Raw genomic sequence first — 5,129 nt, 5'->3', positions numbered from 1 at the left:
GAGTTTACAACCCATTTATATTTATCTCCTAACACCTCAGTTTTACCTTCCAAAACATTACAGCATGCTGATACACTTTTAGCCATATAGACAAGCAGATCTTGTAATTTAGCTGTTTCGGGAGTTTTTCCACAGACTCCTGCACAGGCAATACATTCACCCTCATTGATTCTATAAGCCATTTTTTATTCCTCCTTATTTTATAAATTTACATAAAGTATATACTGATAATTTCAAATTAATCCTTTATTTAGGGTGAAAAAAAATTGAAAAAATTTGATTTAGATGGTAATCTTAAAATAGAAAGACTAAAATAATAATAGGGGGGATAGATATGGAAAGATGGATGTGTATATTATGTGGTTATGTTTATGATCCAGAAGAAGGAGATCCAGATTCTGGAGTTGCACCAGGAACAAAATGGGAAGATGTTCCAGAAGATTGGATTTGTCCATTGTGTGCTGTAGGAAAAGGTCAATTCGAAAAAATATAACGATATTTATGCCTGCAAATTGCAGGCATATTTTATTACTGAACAAACGGTGATGGATGATGTTGTTTACCGAGGTGATTCACCCAATTCTTTTATGTTTTTGTTTGTGATTTTAAGTTGATTCTGTACGTATGAGTAATAAAAAAGGCTTATTCCCCTTAATTTTAAGGGGAACAAGCCTTTTAAATATATCTTTATTTTTTTACTTCACATTCTTCTTCACACTGAACTGCTGTGTCTCCAGCAACTTCTTTTTCAGCAATTAAATCTTCTAAATGCTCTTTTGTTTCTACCAATTCTTCCAAATCATAACTATTAAAATTATTTGTTTCAGCTGTATTTACTTTTATTCCTTGACTTTTTAGAAATCCATCTACTTTATTTTGATTTTTTTTATATAAGTAATACCCAGCTGCAGTCACCCCTACTCCTACAAAAAATCCCATTACATAATCTTTTTTTCCATATCCAGTTAATTTCATGTTCTTACCTCCATTAATTTATATTTTCATAATATATTTTTCTTCTAATACAGATTTTGACTTACTTTTATTTTTAAACACATGATGAATCAATTCACTGATGTTACCAATTTCTTCACTATCCTTTATATTGGCAATATAGTAATATTTATCACCTTTTGGATTTTTTATCCTCAGAACTTTTATCTCTTTTACCCCTCGATAATTGACAAAAAGGTGTCTTCCAAAGGTAGTCAACCACATCAACGCAACTATTGAAATAGATGGATTATTTATAAAGTTTTTTATAAAATAAAATGCTGGAATTATTTCTAGGTCAAACACCCCTTTTTTCTTAACTTCCATATAAGCATGGTCTGCTATTGCTAAAGTAGTTACTCCCATAGCAAACCAATTTATAGTCTCTTGCATTACAGTCTCATTTTTATTGAGAAGTCTATGAAGTGATGATAATATCACTAGACTTCCTGAATAAAGAGATAAATTATTTAGAGTTGTCTCCTCTTTTTCTTCTATCAATTTAATAGCAATCATTCCGTTTTCTACAGAATAAGCTGTACATATTCTATAAATGACTTCCTGTAACAATACTTCACTTGGATCAAATTTAACAAGTAAAGTATTAACAATATGATTATACCTAATTTTTGTATGAAATGAGTTTTCTTTTACCATTTTACAGAATATATAATTATTCTTTAAAGGTTTGGAAAACTTAACTCTTACTCTATTTGGTAATCTATGAATGATCTTAATGGTTGGTTTTTCTAACATATATATTCACCTACTTTTTCATACTTACTCCTAATATCTTTAGGGAATTACCTACAACAACTAAAGTACTTAAATTATGAATAAGTGAACCTTGTACAACTGGCAACACCCCTGCTGCTCCCAATACTAAAGCTAAAGTATTCACCCCTATCGATATAATAAAATTTTCTTTAATCGTTGACATAGTTTTCTTGGATAAATTTATAGTAGCAGGAATAAGAGTTGGATCATTTCTTGCAATGGATACATCAGCTGCTTCAATAGCTACATCTGTTCTTTTATTTCCAATAGCGAGGCCCACATCGGCATAAGCAAGTGCTGGAGCATCATTAACACCATCTCCAACCATTAAAACACTTTCTCCTTTAGATTGAAGTCTGAGAATATTTTTTGCCTTATCCTCTGGCATTAATTCTGATTCATAACTATCTAAAGTCATCCTATTTGCCACTATTTCTGCTTGTTGATCTAAATCTCCAGTGAGAAGTATTATGTTATCTACACCTTGAAATCTCAGTCTATTGATAGTTTTTTTCATATTTTCCCTCAGAGGATCTGTGATACCTAGTAGACCTATTAAATTTTTATCCTTGGCAACATAGATGATGGCTTCTCCCCTATACATCATAGCCTTGGTTATTTCTTTTTCATTTCCTAATATCACATTATTTTCTAGCATAATTTTACGGTTTCCAACTATAATCAATGAATTACCGACTTTAGTAGTCACACCTCTAGAAACTGTTATTTCACACTGCTCATGCTCTGGAATTTCATACCCATTAGTCGCAATATCCTTTAAAATAGCCTGGGCTAATGGATGATTGGAAGTTTCTTCTGCTGCACCCGCTAACTCAATAACTTTCTGCACATCCATTGTTTTGTCTAATACTTCAACTGTAACCAATTTAGGATTTCCCTCTGTAAGTGTCCCTGTTTTGTCAAAGATTACAGTATCTATTTTAGAAAGAGCTTCTATATAGTTGCTTCCCTTCACTAAAATTCCATTTTCAGCAGCTTTATTTATTGCTGCTGAAAATGCCACTGCTGTAGATAATTTTATACAACAAGAGTAATCAACCACTAACATACTCAGGGCTCTCGAAAAACTTTTTGTCCCTATAAATACCAGTGAAGCCAATAAGAAATTAAGCCCCACTATTTTGTTAGAAAAATTATCTGCATAAGTTTGAATTGCAGCCTTATTATATGACGCATCCTCTACTAATTTAATAATTCTAGAAACTGCTGTAGAATCTCCTACTTTTACAGATCTTATATTAAAAGTCCCTGTTTTTACAACTGTCCCTGCAAATACTTCACTTCCTATTTCCTTAGTTACAGGCATAAATTCACCAGTTATAGAAGCTTGGTCAACAAGAGCTTCACCTTTTATAACTTCACCATCTACACTTATTTTTTCTCCAGGATGTACAACTATTATATCGCCCTCTTCAACCTCTGCAATGGGAACTTTTTTCATTTGATTCTGACCTAGTTGCTTCCAAACAAACTCTTCTCCAGTGCTAAGAATATCTTTTATAGCGTTTCTAGTTTTTTTAAGCGTATAGGCAGTTATAAGTTCTGCAAGATCTTCCAATATAATTATTGACAGTGCTGATTTTTCTTTTCCTAATAGGATACTTCCTATTATAGCACTAGCACTGAGTGTGTTTGCTGTTGGTTTTTTATTAATTACTAAAGATTTCATGCCATTTTTAATAACAGGCATAGCCAAGGACAGTACCACCAAACTTCTTTTATTTATTAATCTGGCATAAAAATTAAGTGGTGTAGGTACTTTAGACCATATAAAGTATAGAAGTATTGCTGCCGAAATAACAATATTTTTCATTATTTCAGTCGTATCTTTTTCATAAAGACTCCTATCTACAATATCCAAACTTCGCTCCTGACTTCTCTCATCTCTGTAAGCCGGAAGTGAATAATTAGATATTATATTTTCTATCAACTCTAATAAATTTTCTTTGGATAGTTTTTCTTCATCAAAATATATCAAAACATTGTGTGTAATATTGCTTATCTTTAAATCTTTTATCGATTTATTCATAAGTAATTGAGTGGTGAGTTCTTCATTATATTTAGTTAAATATTTTAAAGCTCTTATTTTTACTCTTAGCCTTCCTTTTGTATAGTGTTCTTCAAAACACTTCATCAATGGTAATTTATTTTTTTTCATGTTAAATCTATCCCTTTTGAGTTATCAGCGATTTTTTTATTTCTTCATATATTTCAGGGAGCTGTTTTTCAATATTGTCCTCATCTATTGCACTTTCTTTTTTTACAACTTCTTTCCAAACCAAATCTATCCAATTCAATATATCTTTCTCAGTAACTTTTTTAGGGTTATATTTCAGTAAGACTTTATGAGTAACATATGAGTAAGTCACTTCTTCTACTCCACCTACTAATTTTATTAATTTTGTTAAGTTAGGTTCAAACTTTTTAAATTCCTCTGGAACTTGATTTAATCCTGGTACAGATAACCTCAATCTCCCAGGTAAACTATGCACAACTTTTATTTTGTTAAAATATAAAAATGTAGATTTAAGTAGCGATTTCATTACCTTTTCCCTCCCAAAGTATTATTATAAGCCCACCATATCAGGTTTATTCCGTTAGGAAGAACTCTCTTCTTTTTTATTTGATAAATTCCTAAACCTAAAAATCCTAAAGATAGCATAGATTTAGCATCTAATATCCCATAGGTATTATTATAAATAGAATGATTTATAGTTTTTATAGTACCTTTCATTATTTCAGAAATTTTACTAACTTTATCCTTTTTTATCTCTTCCTCTAAATTTAAAATTTTAATTATTGAACCTATTAATATAGATGGTTCTATTAAATTTTCATTAAATTTAATAAGAAGGGTTCCAATTACAGGATTAATTCTGTAACTCTCTATAGGATTTATTTTCTCTAAAAAAGGTTCTAGGTATTCCTTAGTCTTCAAAGAATCCTTTAAAATTTCTATCTTGAGCCTTACTCTCCCCGGAGTATAATGAACAGTTTCAATCACTCCATAAAAATTAGGTAATATTTTCTTTTTAAGTTCTGCTGTTGACATATTACAAATCATTTTTTCACCACCTTTAACTTATTGGATTATATTTAATTTTACCTTAAATATAGTCTAAAAGCAAGAATTTGATAGAATTTTTTTTATTATTATATAACTAGTTTTAAAATTAAAAATAATTTCTAACTGATGTTTTATAATGGTCGTATAAATTCATACAAAGAGTGTTTAACCTTAAGCAAAAAAATAAGGTATAATTTAAGAAAACAATATGGGGGATTTTGATTATGAATACACGAAAAACTTACTCTTCTAAGTTTAAATTTAAGATCGT

The 5,129-nt window shown here is 30.2% G+C and carries 7 protein-coding genes; 1 reads left to right on the top strand and 6 read right to left on the bottom strand.

Going from position 1 to position 5,129, the window contains the following annotated elements; genetic code table 11:
• On the bottom strand, positions 1–182 hold a 182-nt coding region (locus V5784_RS01930), incomplete at its 3' end, for a hypothetical protein (RefSeq protein ID WP_336887362.1).
• A 152-nt stretch (positions 183–334) separates the two neighbouring features.
• Here V5784_RS01930 and V5784_RS01925 point away from each other — a divergent pair.
• The gene (locus tag V5784_RS01925; RefSeq protein ID WP_336887361.1) at positions 335–493 is read left to right on the top strand and encodes a rubredoxin; all 159 of its coding nucleotides are present in this window, start codon (positions 335–337) and stop codon (positions 491–493) included.
• Between the two features lie 194 nt (positions 494–687).
• On the opposite strand, the gene V5784_RS01920 is transcribed toward V5784_RS01925, so the two are convergent.
• From V5784_RS01920 to V5784_RS01900, 5 genes are read right to left on the bottom strand one after another with little or no spacing between them, the layout of a single operon-like run.
• On the bottom strand, positions 688–975 hold the full coding sequence (locus V5784_RS01920) for a hypothetical protein (protein WP_336887360.1): 288 nt from the start codon (positions 973–975) through the stop codon (positions 688–690).
• Between the two features lie 18 nt (positions 976–993).
• Complete coding sequence (locus V5784_RS01915) at positions 994–1,749, bottom strand: hypothetical protein (protein WP_336887359.1); 756 nt, start codon at positions 1,747–1,749, stop codon at positions 994–996.
• 10 nt (positions 1,750–1,759) lie between these two features.
• Positions 1,760–3,949, bottom strand: a complete 2,190-nt coding sequence (locus tag V5784_RS01910; protein WP_336887358.1) for a heavy metal translocating P-type ATPase — start codon at positions 3,947–3,949, stop codon at positions 1,760–1,762.
• A 7-nt stretch (positions 3,950–3,956) separates the two neighbouring features.
• A complete protein-coding gene (locus tag V5784_RS01905; protein WP_336887357.1) occupies positions 3,957–4,334 on the bottom strand; it encodes an HMA2 domain-containing protein in 378 nt (125 codons plus the stop codon).
• Entirely contained in the window at positions 4,334–4,855 is a 522-nt protein-coding gene (locus V5784_RS01900) for an HMA2 domain-containing protein (RefSeq protein WP_336887356.1), read from the bottom strand. The genes V5784_RS01905 and V5784_RS01900 overlap by 1 nt, the downstream gene beginning before the upstream one ends.
• Positions 4,856–5,129: the final 274 nt, after the last annotated feature.

This window comes from Psychrilyobacter sp. (assembly GCF_037132775.1).
In the GTDB taxonomy this organism is placed as follows: Bacteria; Fusobacteriota; Fusobacteriia; order Fusobacteriales; family Fusobacteriaceae; genus Psychrilyobacter.
The sequence above is the reverse complement of the archived record's forward strand: the minus strand, read 5'-3'. Positions and strand labels throughout refer to the sequence as shown.

Coding starts and splice junctions, on each gene's coding strand:
- V5784_RS01925 (WP_336887361.1), top strand. CDS start 335: ATGGAAAGATGGATGTGTATATTATGTGGTTATGTTTATGATCCAGAA.
- V5784_RS01920 (WP_336887360.1), bottom strand. CDS start 975: ATGAAATTAACTGGATATGGAAAAAAAGATTATGTAATGGGATTTTTT.
- V5784_RS01915 (WP_336887359.1), bottom strand. CDS start 1,749: ATGTTAGAAAAACCAACCATTAAGATCATTCATAGATTACCAAATAGA.
- V5784_RS01910 (WP_336887358.1), bottom strand. CDS start 3,949: ATGAAAAAAAATAAATTACCATTGATGAAGTGTTTTGAAGAACACTAT.
- V5784_RS01905 (WP_336887357.1), bottom strand. CDS start 4,334: ATGAAATCGCTACTTAAATCTACATTTTTATATTTTAACAAAATAAAA.
- V5784_RS01900 (WP_336887356.1), bottom strand. CDS start 4,855: ATGATTTGTAATATGTCAACAGCAGAACTTAAAAAGAAAATATTACCT.